Origin of the sequence: Halomonas sp. 113 (genome assembly GCF_904067645.1) — a bacterium.
Taxonomy (GTDB): domain Bacteria; phylum Pseudomonadota; class Gammaproteobacteria; order Pseudomonadales; family Halomonadaceae; genus Vreelandella; species Vreelandella titanicae.
In genome coordinates, this window is sequence record NZ_LR881453.1 from 1728863 (window position 1) to 1745884 (window position 17022).

Below are 17022 nucleotides of genomic sequence, written 5' to 3' on the forward strand. Positions count from 1 at the left end.
AACATGGTGGAAGCACGCCCAACGGCACATAACCAAAACCCCGGCACCGCTTCGCGCTGCTTTCGCGGGTGCGCCTGGGGCTTACCACGCGCTACTAAATCACGCATGCATAGAACATGGTGGAAGCACGCCCAGCGGCACATAACCAAACCCCGGCACCGCTTCGCGCTGCTTTCGCGGGTGCGCCTGGGGCTTACCACGCGCTACTAAATCGCGCATGCACAGAACATTGTGGAAGCACGACCCGTAGCGCGTGGTAACGAGAAAGCGAGTTCAGCGAGCGTTCGTGGGCACCCGCGAAAGGCGTCGGAACGACGCCCAACGGCACATAGCCAACTCCCGGCACCGCTCCGCGCTATTCACACGATTGCGCCGACACCAAACTGTTCACGATTCACGATTCACGATTCACGATTCACGATTCACGATTCACGATTCACGATTCACGATTCACGATTCACGATTCACGATTCACGATTCACGATTCACGATTCACGATTCACGCCTCACACCTCACAATTCACAATTCACCACTAACGGTTTCACATGCTCGACATCATTCACCACGGCGGGGCCACTGGGGTAACTGGCAGCTGTCACCAACTGCTACTCAATCGACACGAATCCCTACTGGTGGATTGTGGACTCTTCCAAGGGGAAGACGCCGCGGAAGACAGCTTCGAGCAGCTACAAATTGAATTCGATATCAGCACCGTTAAGGCGCTCATCATTACCCACGTCCATATTGACCACGTGGGCAGGCTGCCTTACTTACTGGCGGCGGGTTTTACCGGCCCGATTATCTGCTCGATCCCCACGGCCAAGCTGCTGCCCCTGGTGATTGAAGACGCGCTAAAAATTGGCTTCACCCGCAACGCCCAACTGATCGAGCGCTTTCAAGCGCAGCTCGAAAAGCAAATCGTGAGCGTGCCTTACGGCAAATGGCACAGCATAAGTAGCGTAAGCGACGTAAGCGATCACAACGGCGCAAGCACAGGCACCACACGGGTAAAACTAAAACGGGCAGGGCACATTCTAGGTTCCAGCTACGTTGAAGTGAGCTACCAGGATGCTGAGACCGGTGAAAAAGAGCGCATCGTATTCTCCGGCGATTTAGGCGCCCCTTACGCACCGCTACTACCTGCGCCTAAATCCCCCTACGGCTGCGACCAGCTGGTACTCGAAAGCACCTATGGCAACCGCCAACACCCAGACCGCCGCCAGCGCCGCACCACCCTAAAAGCCGCCGTAGAGCAAGCACTCGCTAACGGTGGCACGGTGATGGTGCCTGCGTTCAGTATTGGCCGCACCCAAGAGCTGCTCTACGAGCTAGAAACCATTATTCATCAAGCGCGCTCACCGCAATGGCAGTCACTGGAAATCATTGTCGACTCACCGCTAGCAGCACGTTTTACAAAGGTTTACCGCGAGCTAAAACCCTACTGGGATAAAGAAGCCCAAGGGCGCCTGCGCAGTGGCCGCCACCCACTCAACTTCGCCAATATCTACACCGTGGATAGCCACGCAGAGCACGAGCAAACCGTTGAATATCTGGCCAAAACAGGCCGACCGGTGCTAGTCATTGCCGCCAGCGGCATGTGCGCAGGCGGGCGAATCATGAACTACCTAAAAGCCATGCTCGGCGATGAACGCCACCAAGTGCTGTTTGTGGGCTATCAAGGCGCAGGCACCCCCGGGCGGGACATACAGCAATACGGCCCACAGGGCGGCTGGGTAAACATCGACGGCGAACGATTTGATATAAAGGCAGGCGTAACCTCCATCAGCGGCTATTCAGCCCACGCAGACCAAAAAGACCTGCTCAACTTCGTAAAACGCATGCGCCGCTGGCCCCACACCATTCGCCTGGTTCACGGCGAACAAACCGCCCGCGCAGCGCTCAAAGTTGAACTCGAAAGCCTCTATAAACGCAAAGGCAGAAGTGTAACGGTAAGGAGTTAGCTGATAGCAGTGAGGTGTTCCCCCTCACAAGCGAAGCGCTAACCCCTTACCCTTCACCAAAAAACCAATGATTGAAATCAAAAATCTCTACAAACGCTACCACAACCACCACGGCAGCGATTGGGTGCTTAAAGACATCAACCTCACGATCCCCAAAGGGGTGAGTGTCGGCTTGATTGGTGCCAACGGTGCGGGTAAATCCACGCTGCTGCGTTTAATTGCCGGTATGGATACGCCAGAACGCGGTGAAGTCATTCGCCACACCCGCGTTTCCTGGCCCGTAGGGCTATCGGGCGGCATGCAAAGCAACATGACCGGTCGCCAAAACGTCAAATTCGTAGCTCGTGTACAGGGAAGTGGCTCAGAAGAGGTCGCGCGAATAATCAAATTTGTCGAAGACTTCGCTGAAATAGGCGAAGCCTTTGACGAACCGATCCGCACCTACTCTTCAGGTATGCGCTCTCGTATTTCGTTTGGCCTCTCTTTAGCGTTCGATTTCGACGTCTATATCTCTGATGAAGCCACCGCCGTCGGCGACAGGGCCTTTAGAGCTAAAGCAAAAGAGCTATTCGAATCGAAAGTGGGCCAATCATCGCTAATCATGGTGTCTCACTCAGAAGGCATTTTGAAGGATTTATGCCAAGCCGGTGTTTACTTAAAACAAGGCACCGCACATTGGTATGACGACGTAAACGAAGCGATCGCTGCCTACCATATTGATGTAGATGCTAAAAACGACGGCACCGCACTGCCTACCGATGTGCCCAGTGCCAGAAAACACCTGCAAGAATGTCATCAGGTGCTTAAAGCCGCCCAAGAGAACCTGGCGGACTATCAAGAGCGCCAAGCACCGCAGCAAGACATTGCCATTGCCAAGCAAGAAGTTCATAAGGCCGGAAAAGCCTCAAAAATAGCGCGCGAACACCTCGAAATGCTGGAAGAGCAGCAGCGCAAAGCAAAACGCAAATCTGCCTAGTGTTGAAAGAGACCGGGCCATAGCAGTACACCTATTAACATCGGCTATTAAGAGAACTATGAACACCAAAACCTTTTTAATTACCGGTGGCGCAGGCTTTATCGGTTCTGCAGTAGTGCGGGAACTTATTCAAAACACTGCCCATAAGGTGGTGAACGTAGACAAACTTACCTATGCAGGCAATTTAGAATCCCTGGCAAGCGTTGAAGCCAATGAGCGCTACACCTTTGCCCAGGCCGATATTTGCGATGCACAGGTCATGCAACAACTGTTCGAGCAGCACCAGCCTGATGTGGTGATGCACTTAGCGGCGGAGAGCCACGTAGACCGCTCCATCGATGGCCCGGCAGAGTTTATTCAAACCAATGTGGTGGGCACTGCCGTACTGCTGGAAGCCGCACGCGCTTATTGGAATAGCTTGGAAGGCGAGCGTCGCAACGCTTTTCGATTCCACCACATCAGTACGGATGAGGTTTATGGTGATCTGGCTGAATGTGAGGAGTCAGGAGCGAGGAGTGAGGAGGAAAACTCACCCCTCACAAGCGCGCAGCGCGCTCACGCCTCACTTTTTACAGAAACGACCCCCTACGCCCCCAGCTCGCCATATTCGGCCAGTAAAGCCAGTTCAGACCACTTGGTACGCGCATGGCAGCGTACGTATGGCCTGCCCACGCTAGTCACCAACTGCTCGAACAACTACGGCCCGTTCCATTTCCCGGAAAAGCTGATTCCGCTGATGATCCTCAACGCCCTAGCCGGTAAGCCACTCCCGGTTTACGGCGACGGCCAGCAGATCCGCGATTGGCTGTATGTAGAAGACCACGCCCGCGCATTGATCAAAGTCGCCACAGAAGGGCAAGTAGGCGAGACCTACAACATCGGCGGCCACAATGAGCAAACGAACCTGCACGTGGTGGAAACCATCTGTGAGATTCTGGATGATTTAGCGCCGAGTGAGGCGTTAGGCGTGAGGAGTGAGGGGGCAGAAGTGAGGAGTGAGGAGTTAGGAGTGAGGGAACCCTCCTCACCCCTCACAAGCCCGCAGGGCGCTCACCCCTCACAAGCGAAGCACCCTCAAGCGAAGCGCTCTCACAAAGAACTAATTACCTTCGTCACCGACCGCCCTGGCCACGACCTCCGCTACGCCATCGACGCCAGCAAAATCGAACGCGAGCTAGGCTGGGTACCAGAAGAAACCTTTGAAACCGGCTTACGCAAAACCGTGCAATGGTACCTCGCCAACGAAACCTGGTGGAAACGCGTCCAAGACGGCAGCTACCAGGGTCAACGTCTAGGTAGTTTGTGAGGAGTAAGCGCTTCGCTTGTTAGTGGTAAGGGGAAGAGTTGTGAGAAAGCATCAGCAACTGCGGGTATGGCAAGAAGCAATGGATCTCGTTGTCGCTATTTACTCAATGACCTCATCCTTTCCTTCAGTTGAGCGATATGGGCTAGCTAGCCAAATGCAACGTGCTGCTGTATCTGTGCCAAGCAATATAGCCGAAGGCGCGGCTCGTGGCAGTAAGCCCGACTTTTTAAGATTTTTGCATATAGCACGTGGTTCGCTCAGTGAACTTGAAACTCAATGTCAAATTGCCCAACGCTTAGGGTATATGGATGATATTTCAGCACTGGAACTAGCGATTAACTCTGTATTTTCACAGCTAGGCGGGCTGATCAAGCATTTAAAGGCTTCACTATGACATCTGAACATGCACACCTCACTCCTCACGCTTCACCCCTCACTATTTTCATCACCGGCGGCAACGGCCAAGTCGGCTTTGAACTCCAGCGCCAGTTTGCCTTGTTCGGCAATATCCTGGCCCCTACACGCCAAGCGCTTGATTTGACCAACGCCCAAGCGGTGGATGACTACCTGGCAGAGCACAAGCCAAGCCTCATACTCAACGCAGGCGCTTACACAGCGGTTGATAAAGCCGAAAGCGAACCAGAGCAAGCCAAACGCCTTAATGCTGAACTGCCAGCACAATTAGCCGAGTATGCCGCCAAGCATAATATCCCGCTGGTGCACTACTCAACGGATTACGTCTACCCTGGGGATGGTGAAACACCCTGGCAGGAAGACAGCCCCACGGCACCGCTGAGCGTATATGGCCAAACCAAGCTGGAAGGCGACCAAGCGGTTACCCAAAGTGGTTGCCAACATCTAATTTTCCGCACCAGCTGGGTATACGCCGCCCGTGGCAATAACTTTATGAAAACCATGTTGCGTCTGGGCCGCGAGCGCGACGCACTTAGCATCGTCAACGACCAAATAGGCGCGCCCACCCCAGCCCGCCTAATCGCCCAGGCCACCGCCTTGGCATTTTTATCTAACCATTCACCATTCACCACCCACAATTCACCACTAAGCATTCACATCCCCTCAGGCATCTACCACCTGGCGCCAAGAGGGGAAACCAGCTGGCACGGCTTCGCCAGCGAGATTTTCAAGCAAGCACAGGTACTTGGCGAAGAGTTAGCGATCCAATCCGGCACCGTGAGTGGCATACCCACCGTGGAATTTCCAACTCCTGCCCAGCGCCCGCTCAACTCACGTATGCGCCTGACTAAACTTGAGGCCGCGCTTGGTGTCACATTACCGGTTTGGCAACACCAGCTAGCGCTAACGCTTGCAGAATGCTGTGAGGCGTGAGGGGTAAGGAGTGAGGAGTAAGAACCCCTAACCCCTCACACCTCACGCCTAACACCTCACATTTGTATATTCACGGATGATAGACCATGACCACCTCACACCTCACACCTAACCCTTCACAAAGAAAGGGCATTATTCTAGCCGGTGGCTCCGGCACTCGGCTGCACCCCATTACCCGCGGTGTATCCAAGCAGCTCCTACCCATCTACGACAAGCCGATGATCTACTATCCGATTTCGGTGCTCATGCTAGCGGGCATTCGTGAAATACTGATTATTTCCACGCCAGAAGACCTCCCCCAATACCAGAACCTACTAGGCAACGGTGAAGATTTCGGTATCAGCCTGCAGTATGCCGAACAACCCAGTCCGGATGGCCTTGCCCAAGCATTTATTATCGGTGAAGAGTTTATTGGAGAAAGCCCCGTATGCCTGGTACTAGGCGACAACATCTTCCATGGTCAGCACTTTTCCGACCAGCTAAAGCGAGCCAGCCAGCAGGCTAGCGGTGCCACCGTATTTGGTTACCTGGTTAAAGACCCAGAGCGCTTTGGCGTGGTGGAGTTTAACGAGAGCGGTAACGCCATCTCCATCGAAGAAAAGCCACAAAAACCCAAATCGGCGTATGCCGTTACGGGTCTGTACTTCTACGATAACGATGTCGTTGAAATTGCCAAAGCCGTAGAGCCTTCCGAACGTGGCGAGCTGGAAATCACCAGCGTCAATAACGCCTATTTAGAGCGTGGCGACCTGCGCGTTGAACGCTTGGGCCGCGGTTTTGCCTGGCTAGATACAGGCACTCACGACAGCCTGCTGGAAGCCAGCCAATACGTGCAAACCATTGAGCACCGTCAAGGCCTCAAAATCGCCTGCCTGGAAGAGATCGCCTGGCAACATGGCTGGATCGATGACGACCGCTTAGCCACACTCGCCAAGCCCCTCGCCAAAACCCAGTACGGCCTATATCTCCAACGCCTTTTAAAAGTGAAGGGTAAAACGTGAGGAGGGAGGAGTCTTGCTCCTCGCTTTTAACGCCTCACACCTAACTCTTCACCTTTCACGAGCTATCTATGCACTACGAAAAACTCGCCATTCCCGATCTAGTCCTGCTCACTCCCAAAGTATTTGGCGACGAGCGGGGCTTCTTCATGGAAACCTTTCGTCAAAGCGAATTTGAAACCCACTGTGGTAACTACCAGTTCGTTCAGGACAACCACAGCAAGTCCGTTCAAGGTATTTTGCGGGGCCTGCACTACCAATATAAGCAGCCCCAGGGAAAGCTAGTACGCGTTACCCAAGGGGAAGTATTCGATGTCGCTGTTGATATGCGCAAGAGTTCACCGACGTTCGGCCAGTGGGTAGGGGTAACCTTAAGCGAAGAGAGCAAGCAGTTGCTGTGGGTGCCACCTGGGTTTGCCCACGGCTTTTACGTGACCAGCGAAAAAGCCGAGTTCCAGTACAAATGTACGGATTACTACGCGCCTGGTGACGAAGTGAGCATTTGTTGGAATGACCCTCAACTCGCGATTGAGTGGCCCACACACGGGGTAGAGCCACAGCTTTCAGAGAAAGATAAGAACGGAATCAAGTTTGAAGAAGCGCCTTTGTTCGTATAAATATAGCCTAACGTGAACGATAGTAAGGGCATAAGACAGGTGACTCGCTGACAATCAATAAGCGATCAAGGATGAATCATGTAATTACTTCAGCGCAGTGATAATAGTTAATTTATTTACCTAATTTTTGAGTTCACAGAAAATGAAAAATACGAAAATTGCAGTTATCGGTTTGGGTTATGTAGGCTTGCCATTAGCAATTGAATTTGGCAAGCAATACCCTACTATTGGCTTCGATATTAAGTCTCATCGTATAAAAGAGCTTAATGAAGGCGTGGATAATACTAGAGAAGTCACAACTGACGAGTTGAAGTCAGCTAGCCAGCTATCATTCACCAATGTTGAAAACGATATACGAGAAGCGAACGTCTATATCGTGACCGTACCCACACCAATTGATAGCCATCGTCAGCCTGATTTAACGCCGCTTATAAAAGCTTCTGAGTTACTTGGGCGTGTTATTGCGAAAGGCGATGTGGTTATTTACGAATCGACTGTTTACCCAGGTGCTACAGAGGAAGACTGTATACCTGTGGTAGAGCAGGTCTCTGGTTTGGTGTTCAATCAGGATTTCTTCGCGGGCTATAGCCCCGAACGGATCAATCCCGGTGACAAAGAGCGCCCAGTGGCCAAAATAATGAAAGTCACTTCTGGCTCGACGCCGGAAATTGCGGAATTTGTAGACCAGCTTTACAAAAGCATTATTACCGCTGGTACCTTCAAAGCTAGCAGTATCAAAGTCGCCGAAGCATCCAAAATTATTGAAAATACGCAGCGTGATGTCAATATTGCGTTAATCAATGAATTAGCTATGATTTTTAGCCATCTAGGCATCGATACTAACGATGTCATTGAAGCTGCTGCTACCAAGTGGAATTTCATCAAGTTGCAACCCGGATTGGTGGGAGGGCATTGCATCGGCGTAGATCCATACTACTTGGTGCACAAATCTATGTCGGTAGGGCATATACCCGATATTATTCGTAAAGCACGTGAAATTAACGATGGCATGGCCCGGTTTGTGGCATCCAAATTAATTAAAGCCATGATTGAAAAAGGACAGCTTATTAAAGATGCCAGGGTTTTAGTGATGGGCATGACCTTCAAAGAAAATTGTCCAGATATAAGAAATACTAAAGTGGTCGACCTCATTAATGAATTAAATACATATAGCATGGAAGTTGATATCTACGATCCATGGGTAGATGCGAATGAAGCTAGTAATGAATACGGTGTTGTCATGACTACGAACCTTGTTCTAAATCAGTATGATGCGGTAATCATTGCAGTGGCACATGATGAGTTTAAGTTAATGGGGAAAGATATTTATAAGTTAGGTAAAGGTGTGGCTACCTATCTTGATATGAAGAATGTTCTGGGTAGTGAAGACAATTGCTTAGTTAGGCTTTAAGCCAGGGAGAAAAGGTGTGAGTTATAGTAAAGTCAACTATGAGATAGTTAAAAAGTCTAATTTGCTAAATAAAAAATGGTACCTTGAGAATTATAATGATGTGAAGATTTTAGGTATGGATCCTATAGTTCATTATCTAAAGTATGGGTCGAAGATGAAGCGAGATCCAAGTTTGAACTTCTCAAGTCAATTTTACCGCGAAGAGTTTATGGAGGAAAACTCTTCAGAGGATCCATTGTTGCATTACTTAAAAATAGGATTGAAAAAAGGTTATAAGTATCGCCCGAATGCACTTCATCTGCGTGATTTGCTGAGAAACCAAAATGCAGAGAAAGCAAAATATTTGTCTCAGTTTTGTAGTAAAACTATTCGGGAAACTTTTCCTGTTATTGAGATGGCGATAGCTGAATCGGAGAAAGGGTATAAGGGCTGTGAATACGCGGAGACTTTAAGTAAGTGCTTGTTTGAACCGAAAGAAATGCAGGCAATAGATCTTCGTGAAGAACACTCAGGTAAAGATTTTTTTATTAAAATTTACAGTAATGTAGCTAACGAAATTGATGGGGAGTTGATTACAGTCATTCTCCCTGCTTACAATTCTGAAGACACAATAGAGAAGTCAATTAAATCAATACTGAATCAGAGTTGGAGAAATATACAATTAATAGTAGTTGATGATTGTAGTAGTGATGCAACATTTGATAAAGCACAAGAAATAGCGAGAACTGATTCTCGTATGAAACTTCTTAGAAATAAAAAAAATGTGGGGCCCTATGTAAGTAAGAATATTGCTTTGAAGTATGCAAAAGGAAAATACATTACTGGACAGGATGCAGACGACTGGTCGCATCCGCAACGCTTTGAAAAGCATATGCAAATGATTAAGAAAGACGGTGATGTGAAAGCTAGCATGGCATATATGTTTAGAATGAAAATGGATGGTACAATTGAAGTACGTAGGGAAGGGTTGTTGATAGGATCATCAATATCTACAATGTATGAAAGTGAATTCTTGAGAACTAAACTGGGCCACTGGGATTGTGCAAGATTTGGTGCTGATTCAGAGATGATATCAAGGGCCAAGAAAATTTTAGGTGATGATTTTAAATATTATAAATTTCCAAGCATGATATGTTTAGCTGCACCTAATAGCCTTACTTCAAATCCTGAGTATGGCGTCTCAGTAGAGCATGGGCTTTCACCTGCAAGGTTGGAATACCGTTCAGCATGGACAGAGTGGCACCAAACTATTAACGAAAACCAAACATACTTACCTTTTCCCCACGAGGTAAGAATGTTCTCAATTCCTGATCATGCATATGTCTCAATCAATGATATCAAAATGAATATTGAAAGTGAGAGCTTATAATGGGAATACTTTCCAGTAAAGTCTATTTAAAGAAAATAACCAACAATACTTTAAGTGAAGACTGGTATAGCGTTATACCTGAAGGGTTCGATAACAATTCATCTTTACCTATAAAGGTGATTAAATCTCCTGCACCTAATCAAGAGATAAAGTATGTGACGTTCTTTTTTCATGGTGCAGTTGATCAGAAGAAAAGAGCGTTACCAATATTTGAAGGACGCTTTATTTCAAAGATAGACATTCCGAACTGTTTGGTTTTGTCTATATCTGATCCTACTTTGAAAAAAGATAAAGGTTTAGGTGCAACCTGGTATGCAGGTGTTGAAGGTTTCGATCTTCCTGTTGTTATTTCAAAGTTTGTTGATGAGGTTTTAAGTTTTATTAAACCTGAAAAAGTTATATTTACTGGAGGGTCTATAGGAGGGTACCCAGCACTTGTTCATGCTTCTAAAGTGAAAAATGCAATCGCGATTCTGCGTAATCCTATTTTAGAAATAGAAAATTATTTTCCTGGTCATATTAAAAGATATGCAGATTTAGGATGGGGAGTAACAGTTGAGGATTTAAGTAATGTCATTGAGTTAGACTCCTTTCGAGCTTTTGAGAAAAGTGTGAAAGTTAATGTTATTTATGTGCAAAATGCTACAGATCATCACTTCTGGATGCAAGCTGTTGGCTTTTTATCAAAGCTTAAGTTGCTTAAAGAAAAGTACAAGAAGAATTTTTTATTTATATCTAGTCATTATGAAGGTTATGTAGGTCATAAATTTCCTCCTAATGAGTGGGGGAAGTGGGTAAAAGCTGCATGCTTAGCAAGAACGAGCAACGTTGTTGATATCGCCGACAAGTATGACAGCATGAGTTTGAGAGATATTCATAAAGCTGACGATATGAATTCTCAGCAAAGTGATATTTTAATTCAGCAAAAAATTTCCGAACTTTAAAGGCAGGAGTGTATTATGAATAATCCGTACAAAGGCTTACCTGAGAAAAACTTCTGGGGAAAAGCTGTTAGGGATAGACATTATTATGACCTGGATAATCTTTCTCAACCTATTGACTTAAAGCTTCATTATAAGATTGCTACTGCGGGTAGCTGTTTTGCCCAGCATATAGGTAGACATTTGCAACGCAGTGGTTTTAAGTACTTGGACATGGAGCCTAAACCGAGCTTTATTGATGATGTAGATGCTAAACGTTTTGGTTATAATGTATACAGTTGCAGATATGGTAACATTTATTCGACAAGGCAATTGTTGCAATTGACTCAAGAGGCCTTGGGTTATAGGCAGCCTCAAGAAATAATATGGACTAGGAATGGTAGGTATTTTGATGCTTTGAGGCCATCAGTTGATCCTGTTGGCTATGATGATAGTGACTCTGTATTTAAATCCCGTAAAAAGCATTTAGCTGCTGTTAAGATGATGTTGGAAGAAGTAGATGTTTTTGTTTTTACATTAGGTCTTACCGAAGCTTGGGTTTCTACGGTCGATGAGACTGTTTATCCTACGGCTGCAGGTACTATTGCAGGGGAACATAATTCTGAAAAATATTACTTTAAAAATTTTAGGTACAACGAAATTTATAATGATATTATTGAGTTTAGAGACCTTGTGAAAGAGATAAACCCGACTTTTAGAATATTATTGACCGTATCTCCAGTCCCCTTAAATGCTACTGCAAGTAATGATCATGTCTTAGTTGCTAGCAGTCGTTCAAAATCAATACTGAGAGCTGTAGCAGGGGATTTAGCTGAAGATTTTGAGGATATTTTTTATTTTCCTTCCTATGAAATTGTTTCCAGCCATCCTTCTCGAGCTATGTTTTTTCAACCTAATTTGAGAGAGGTGAACGATATGGGCGTTAGTTATGTTATGAAACATTTCTTTAGTTCTTTCGGTAAAACTTTTGAAGCTGAAGAAAATGTCAATGAGGATGACGAAATAGTGTGTGATGAAGAGGCTTTGGATAAATTTTCTTAATGGTATAGCTGTATCATTTATCCTTAAGTATTATGCAATGGTTTTCTTTTTGTACATATCTACTCTCTTTTTTTAAGGTTTTTTGTTATGAGTGATAGAGATAAAGAATTAGAAGATTTAAAAAAGCTTTTCAAAGAGCTGAGTAGAAGTGTTACATCTTTGAGTAAAAAGATTGAAGAAGCTAATAATTCATTGTATTCTCAGATTGAAAGCTTGCTATGGTTAAATAAAAGATTAAAAATCAATGGCGAATTACCTCCTTTACGAGGATGGCCAGTGTCACCTGATTTTTTACTTAGACTACATCAGTATATTATTTTTGAAAAACCACGAGTAATTGTGGAGACTGGAAGTGGCGCTACGACTATAGTTATAGCTGATGCTCTTAGGCAGAATGGATTTGGTAAACTCTATAGTTTTGAGCATTTAAAAAAATATGCTACTAAAACTGAAGGTATGTTAAAGGAAGAGTTTTTGACACCTTGGGTAGAGCTTCTTGTGGGAAAATTGGAGCCTTGGGAGGGCAATCATCTAAATCCATCAGATGCTGATAAACCATCTGTTTGGTATCCTCTTAATCTTACAGGTATAGAGCAAGTAGATTTATTGATTGTTGATGGCCCTCCTAAATCATCTTGTCAATACGCCCGCTATCCTGCGTTGCCTGCATTATTTGACCGCCTCAGCCCTAAAGCACAAGTATGGATGGATGATGCTATTAGGCAAGAAGAAAAAGATATTTGTAAACATTGGGCAAACGAATATGGATTTGATTTTGAATACTTCGCTTTAGAGAAAGGTCTTGGTGTTTTAACTCGCAGTTAAATTTTATTTTCTTCGTTAACTTTTTTTATAGACTGTCTGGTAGTTGCTTTAGGTTAAAAGATATATTTTTTAAGGCGAAGCTATTTATTTTGAAAGATGAGGTGCGGGATTTTTTGATTTTTAGCCCGTATGAAAAGCTCTTATCACTTTTTATAGAAGGTTCTATTGTTTTACTACTTCGGATATCGATTGTGCTTCCCTTTTGTTTAATAGTAAATCACATTAGAGTCTAGTTCTAATCAAGGAATGCCCATGAGAAATATTTTTGTTTTATGCACCGGACGTTGTGGCTCAGTTTCGCTGGCTCGTGCTTTGGATCATGCGGAAAACTATACTTGTGGTCATGAGACAAGATCTCATTTTGTGGGCCAAAAGCGTTTTTATTATCCTGATAATCACATCGAAGTAGATAACCGTTTATCGTGGCATTTAGGTCGATTAGATCAAACTTTTGGCCAAGAAGCGTTCTATGTTCATTTGAAGCGTGATGTTAATAAAACGGCAGAGTCGTTTGCAAAACGTTTTGATAAGGGAATTATGGCGGCATATCACTCCGCGATTCTGATGCAGGGTAGGAAAAAAAATCCTGATCTAGTATCTTTAGATTTTTGTTTGGATTACTGTAATACTGTAAATAGTAATATTAGGCTTTTTTTACGTGATAAGCCTTATCAACTTACTATTCATATGGAGAAGATGAATGTCCAACTTCCTGAGTTATGGCTTGCCATTGAAGCTGAGGGTGATGTGGGTATGGCTTTAAGGGAGTTCGATAATAAACATAATGCATCAAGCTCGTAATGGTCTAATACTATAGGTGTTAATCTCTTCCTTTACTCAGGTTTTATTTAAATATTTCTATTGCGTTAGGTATTTTACATCGTAAGTAGGTGCTCTTAGCTACATTTACTTGTACTTGCTAGATTTCTTTTATTTAAATTTAGTACTCAACATACACAGGATTGTTTATGTGCGGAATTGTTGGCGCGGTAAGCGCAAAGGATAGCACCGCCTTTCTTTTGGAAGGCTTATCTACATTGGAGTATCGCGGTTACGATTCAGCGGGTTTGGCGTTGCTATCGGGTGAGCAAAGCAGCATTTTGCAGCGTGCCCGCTCTAAAGGGCGTGTGGCGGAATTAGCCGCCCTAGTGAAGGAAAAGGCGCTAAGTGGTCATGTGGGTATTGCCCACACCCGTTGGGCCACCCACGGCGTACCGGCAGAACGTAATGCCCACCCGCATATCTCCGGTGGTTTGGCGGTGGTGCACAACGGCATTATCGAAAACTACGAAGCGTTGCGCATTCAGCTACAGGGCTTGGGGTATGAATTTACCTCGGATACCGACACCGAAACCATCGCCCACCTGATCCAGGCCTGCTTTAAAGGCCAAATTGGTGAGCCAGCGGAAAACCTCTTCTCTGCCGTGCAGTGCGCCGTTGAGCATCTAAAAGGAGCCTTTGCTCTGGCAGTGATTAGTGAAGAAGAGCCGGACTGCTTAGTGGTTGCCCGTGAAGGTTCGCCGCTAATGTTGGGCATAGGAGATGATGGGCACTATGCCGCTTCTGATGCCTCCGCACTGATCTCCACTACCAAGCGTTTGATGTATTTGGAAAACGGTGATGTGGCTCGGTTAAGTCGCGAAGCAGTGGTTGTCGTCGATGGCATTGGCCAGGTGGTCGAGCGTAAGATCATTACTTCAAACCTAAGCGCTAATGCGGTAGAGCTGGGTGACTACAGCCACTTCATGCAGAAGGAAATCTTCGAGCAGCCCCAGGCCCTTAGCAATACGCTGGAAATGATTAGCGGGGCAGGGCAGCTACAACCGGGCATCTTCGGTGCGGAAGCCGCTGATATTTTCGACCAGGTAGAAGCCGTGCTGATCCTGGCCTGCGGTACTTCCAGCTATGCGGGCATGACCGCCAAGTACTGGATTGAGCAAGTGGCAGGCATTCCTTGCAACGTCGAAATCGCCAGCGAGTACCGTTACCGTCAAAGCGTTGCTAATTCTAAACAGCTGGTAGTGGTTATCTCACAGTCTGGTGAAACGGCGGATACGCTGGCGGCGCTTCACCACGCTAAATCGCTAGGGCATACCCATACCTTGGCGATCTGCAACGTACCGGAATCGGCCATTGTGCGTGAAACAGCGCTGCGATTTATTACCCGCGCCGGGCCGGAAATTGGTGTGGCTTCTACCAAGGCATTCACTACCCAGCTAAGTGCGCTATTCCTGCTTACTCTGCTGCTTGCCAAAGCCAACCAGCGCTTAAGTGAAGCAGATGAAAAAGCTTACCTTGATGAGTTGCGTCACCTTCCCATCGCGGTAGATAAGGTGCTTGCGCTTGAACCCAGTATTGAAGCCTGGGCGAAGCACTTTGCCAATAAACATCATGCGCTGTTCTTAGGCCGTGGGCGGCATTACCCCATTGCGTTAGAAGGGGCGCTTAAGCTTAAAGAGATCTCCTATATTCATGCGGAAGCTTACCCGGCGGGTGAGTTAAAGCATGGCCCATTGGCGTTGGTCGATGCAGAAATGCCGGTAGTCGTGGTGGCTCCCAACGATGAGATGTTGGAGAAGTTAAAAGCCAACATGCAGGAAGTCAGCGCCCGTGGCGGCCAGCTGTATGTGTTTGCCGATGGCGACAGTGCCGTGAAGTTCTCTGAAGGCGTCAATGTGCTGATGATGCCAGAGCATTACGGCCTTCTTTCGCCGGTGTTGCACGTGGTAGCGCTTCAGCTGCTTTCCTACCACGTAGCGCTGGTGAAAGGCACGGATGTGGATAAGCCGCGTAATCTGGCTAAGAGCGTGACGGTAGAGTAGTGCCAATGGGCGTCGTTCCGACGCCTGAGAGGTGATAATAAAGTCGGTAACAACACAAAAAAGTTGGTAACTCTCAAGATGGCCGAGCGAGACAGACAGAACACAAGAAAAGATCCTGAGAGTGGAGATAGTCAGGTGCCGGTGAACAGGCGATCGTTGTAGATCGGCAGACGGGCATCGGTCAGCGAGAGGTACTGGATGTCCGAGTGGTTCGGGTTTACCAGAACGCAGTAATCCAGATCGCCACCGGAAGGGACGGCGGCACTGGGTACCATCAGGCCCACACTGCTCTGTTCGGTGAGCCAGTCAGTGCCGATTTCCTGAGTGCTAATTGGGTAATCGAACGCCATCCAGTCATCCGGCAAGTCTTCGCGCTCCAGACGTTCAATGGCAACCTCTGTGGTGAATTCGTACACACCGACCTTTGCGCTTTTGGGGCCGGATCGGGGTGAGGGTGCGTAATTGCCCATTTCCAGCATGGCGATGGAGGCGCTGATACCGAAATAAATGATCGGATAATCCGGCTTGTTCCAGCGCCCGCCTCTGTCGAAGGCACCGCCACGACCATTCAGGTTGTTGATGTATTTTTGCTTGACGATTCGGAAGAACTGGCGAGGCGTTTCAATCAAGAAAAGTCTCCCGTCTCAATCCGTTCGAGCGTGTCCATGACCCAGCGGCGACCCTCGGCGGTGTCCATCAGGTCAATAGGGCGACCACGCAGCGCGGGAACGTCCGCTTGCAGCCAGTCGTTGGCCAGTTTCTCAGTCTCGAAAACCTGGCAAGCACGGTTGTAGATCTTAAAAGCATCGCTAATGACTTCTGATTGGTGTTCGTCCAAATGTTTCCGGCGATACAGGCGCGAGGTGTTGGACTTGTCAATCTGTAGGCCGTGGATAAACATTTTCCGGATCACCGGTTTGTCTGAAACGACTTCCTTGACCATTTCACCAGATAGTCCTTGGCGGATCGTTAGGATCCGGTCATTGATGCTGCCGGTTACCAGTTTCACTGCTCGCGGATCGGAGAAAACCACGGTGTATTCGCCATCTCTGCTGGCGTTAATTGGGGCGGTCTGACCGGCGTAGGTTCGTTTGGGCTTACGCCGGGTAATCCGGCTTTTGCCGTTGCCGTCGTGAATCGTGGTGGCTGTCATGGCAGGTTACCTCTCGTCTTTTAAACGAGTATACGCCGTATAAATAACGATTGCGATGCGTGGCAATAGCTGTTAGCCAATATGATTCATCCCGTCAGACGCGGATTAGTTCGCAAATTCGTTACCAACTTTCGGGGGGCAGTTCATCCTGCGGGTTCCTCACTCGCTCGTGCCTCGCGAGATTAGCTACCACGCGCTTCTAAATCGGTGGTTTTCGTAGCGCGGCGTCAGCGTCAGCGCACCCGCGGAAGCAC

At 47.3% G+C, this 17022-nt stretch carries 16 protein-coding genes; 14 read left to right on the forward strand and 2 right to left on the reverse strand.

The features are described from left to right. Window positions 1–546: 546 nt before the first annotated feature. From YERSI8AC_RS08205 to glmS, 14 genes are all read left to right on the forward strand, one after another. Window positions 547–1962, forward strand: a complete 1416-nt coding sequence (locus YERSI8AC_RS08205) for an MBL fold metallo-hydrolase RNA specificity domain-containing protein (RefSeq protein WP_159176507.1) — start codon at window positions 547–549, stop codon at window positions 1960–1962. Between the two features lie 67 nt (window positions 1963–2029). Next, entirely contained in the window at window positions 2030–2938 is a 909-nt protein-coding gene (locus YERSI8AC_RS08210; protein WP_159176508.1) for an ABC transporter ATP-binding protein, read from the forward strand. A gap of 58 nt (window positions 2939–2996) precedes the next feature. Then, the gene (locus YERSI8AC_RS08215; RefSeq protein WP_159176509.1) at window positions 2997–4244 is read left to right on the forward strand and encodes a dTDP-glucose 4,6-dehydratase; all 1248 of its coding nucleotides are present in this window, start codon (window positions 2997–2999) and stop codon (window positions 4242–4244) included. Window positions 4245–4284: 40 nt separating this feature from the next. Next, window positions 4285–4638, forward strand: a complete 354-nt coding sequence (locus tag YERSI8AC_RS08220; RefSeq protein ID WP_022524126.1) for a four helix bundle protein — start codon at window positions 4285–4287, stop codon at window positions 4636–4638. Then, on the forward strand, window positions 4635–5591 hold the full coding sequence (gene rfbD, locus YERSI8AC_RS08225; RefSeq protein WP_159176510.1) for a dTDP-4-dehydrorhamnose reductase: 957 nt from the start codon (window positions 4635–4637) through the stop codon (window positions 5589–5591). Before YERSI8AC_RS08220 ends, rfbD begins: the two co-directional genes overlap by 4 nt. Before the next feature lie 86 nt (window positions 5592–5677). Further along, window positions 5678–6592: a glucose-1-phosphate thymidylyltransferase RfbA gene (gene rfbA / locus YERSI8AC_RS08230; protein WP_159176511.1), complete on the forward strand. Its 915-nt coding sequence runs from the start codon at window positions 5678–5680 to the stop codon at window positions 6590–6592. 68 nt (window positions 6593–6660) lie between these two features. Next, window positions 6661–7206: a dTDP-4-dehydrorhamnose 3,5-epimerase gene (rfbC, locus tag YERSI8AC_RS08235; RefSeq protein ID WP_159176512.1), complete on the forward strand. Its 546-nt coding sequence runs from the start codon at window positions 6661–6663 to the stop codon at window positions 7204–7206. 142 nt (window positions 7207–7348) lie between these two features. Next, entirely contained in the window at window positions 7349–8617 is a 1269-nt protein-coding gene (locus tag YERSI8AC_RS08240; RefSeq protein WP_159176513.1) for a nucleotide sugar dehydrogenase, read from the forward strand. 16 nt (window positions 8618–8633) lie between these two features. Continuing rightward, window positions 8634–9986, forward strand: coding sequence for a glycosyltransferase family 2 protein (locus YERSI8AC_RS08245; protein ID WP_159176514.1), 1353 nt, complete (start codon window positions 8634–8636; stop codon window positions 9984–9986). Then, window positions 9986–10930 carry a hypothetical protein gene (locus tag YERSI8AC_RS08250; RefSeq protein ID WP_159176515.1) on the forward strand — a complete coding sequence of 315 codons (945 nt, stop codon included), beginning with the start codon at window positions 9986–9988 and terminating at the stop codon, window positions 10928–10930. Before YERSI8AC_RS08245 ends, YERSI8AC_RS08250 begins: the two co-directional genes overlap by 1 nt. A gap of 15 nt (window positions 10931–10945) precedes the next feature. Next, window positions 10946–11968, forward strand: coding sequence for a GSCFA domain-containing protein (locus YERSI8AC_RS08255; RefSeq protein ID WP_159176516.1), 1023 nt, complete (start codon window positions 10946–10948; stop codon window positions 11966–11968). An 87-nt stretch (window positions 11969–12055) separates the two neighbouring features. After that, window positions 12056–12793 carry a class I SAM-dependent methyltransferase gene (locus YERSI8AC_RS08260; RefSeq protein ID WP_159176517.1) on the forward strand — a complete coding sequence of 246 codons (738 nt, stop codon included), beginning with the start codon at window positions 12056–12058 and terminating at the stop codon, window positions 12791–12793. A 252-nt stretch (window positions 12794–13045) separates the two neighbouring features. Further along, window positions 13046–13594 (forward strand): hypothetical protein, encoded by a 549-nt coding sequence (locus tag YERSI8AC_RS08265; protein WP_159176518.1) that lies wholly within the window; start codon window positions 13046–13048, stop codon window positions 13592–13594. 167 nt (window positions 13595–13761) lie between these two features. Further along, window positions 13762–15615 (forward strand): glutamine--fructose-6-phosphate transaminase (isomerizing), encoded by a 1854-nt coding sequence (gene glmS / locus YERSI8AC_RS08270; RefSeq protein WP_159176519.1) that lies wholly within the window; start codon window positions 13762–13764, stop codon window positions 15613–15615. A 131-nt stretch (window positions 15616–15746) separates the two neighbouring features. Here the strand turns inward: glmS and YERSI8AC_RS08275 are convergent, their stop codons facing one another. Then, the gene (locus YERSI8AC_RS08275; RefSeq protein WP_159176520.1) at window positions 15747–16244 is read right to left on the reverse strand and encodes an RES family NAD+ phosphorylase; all 498 of its coding nucleotides are present in this window, start codon (window positions 16242–16244) and stop codon (window positions 15747–15749) included. Next, entirely contained in the window at window positions 16241–16768 is a 528-nt protein-coding gene (locus tag YERSI8AC_RS08280; RefSeq protein WP_159176521.1) for an MbcA/ParS/Xre antitoxin family protein, read from the reverse strand. Before YERSI8AC_RS08280 ends, YERSI8AC_RS08275 begins: the two co-directional genes overlap by 4 nt. Between the last annotated feature and the right edge of the window lie 254 nt (window positions 16769–17022).